Here is a 1,256-nt window from a genome sequence, read left to right on the forward strand (position 1 = left end):
TCTTTATTGACTGCTTCATAAAAATTTTGATTTGTTGGATTTAAATAGATTCCCATACTTATCACCCTTTCTTTTTCATTATAACATTTCCATATTGATTAATCATCTTATTTTACTTTCTGCCTATTATATATCATTAGTAATTATTATTTATGTTTTATAAAAGAGGTCCACTTATTTTTAGTGAACCTAACTCATCTTTTCTATATGACATGTATGTTTTTTGGTTTTCTTATCATAGCTAATTCCTACTAACAACAAGTTATCTTTATATTTCTCCAGTCCTTTTGGATATTTCTTGTCCTTGATTTGTGTGATTGAGGTTTCAACATCTTGATTCCATTTCAGTTCTATGATCATCGCTGGTTTATCTCGATATGGAATCAAGACAATATCTGCAAAGCCATTACCTGTTGGCATCTCTCTTATCATTGTATAATGATTTCTGGCATAAATATACGCTAAAGCTAGAGTATATGACAATGCATTTTCATTGTTATAAGTTAATATTGATGTGTCTAGATGAGCTTCTTCGATATATCTTGCTACAGCTTTTTCGTCTTTTCTCCATGTCGCTTCCAACAGTTCTCGACTATTCAATAATGCTTTTGTAGTTTCCTGCCAGTTGGAATCTTCTATGGAATTGATGAAACTGGTAGATACTTCCTTATTAGGGATAAAACATGTATGATTGGAACTATTATATCCTAAATAGCCTAGATGTATAAGAAGTGTCAATACATCATCTTTTGATTTGAATGTTGTCATATCATTTTGAAACTTACTCGTATTGACATCTACGCTTTCCCCAGATAACAATTGAACGATATTATCCTTCAAACCATCATAGTTCATATCTATATAGACTTGCAGGGCTTCATAGGTTTCTGTTGATGTCCAGTAGTTTTCATATTTTCTATCCATAAGGGCATAAACAACAGAACGATGATTATAGACAGAGATATCCTTTGACATCTGATAACCGTCATACCATTGCTGCATTTCATTATAATCCATATTATATTTTAAACACAAATCATGAACTTCCTGTTCAGTAAAGCCCATAAAGGATTCTAAAGGTGTTGCATTCAACATGGATATTTCCTTAAACATATTCAAGGCACTATGTGTTCCATATTTCTTGATAGGCAATATACCCGTCATATAAGCCAGTTCTATATAAGGCTTATCTTTCAACAAGTTTCTTAAGAAATCAAGATATATCTTCTGCGATTCTTTGTCTTGAGCATATTCTC

General features: G+C 31.6%; 1 protein-coding gene. It reads right to left on the reverse strand.

Translation table 11 applies throughout. The annotated features are described in order from the left end of the window. Window positions 1–189 precede the first annotated feature (189 nt). Window positions 190–1,256, reverse strand: a 1,067-nt coding sequence (locus B5F09_RS14510; RefSeq protein ID WP_087375023.1) for an AAA family ATPase, incomplete at its 5' end; no start/stop codon positions are given.

Source organism: Erysipelatoclostridium sp. An173 (assembly GCF_002160495.1).
In the GTDB taxonomy this organism is placed as follows: Bacteria; Bacillota_I; Bacilli_A; order Erysipelotrichales; family Coprobacillaceae; genus Thomasclavelia; species Thomasclavelia merdavium.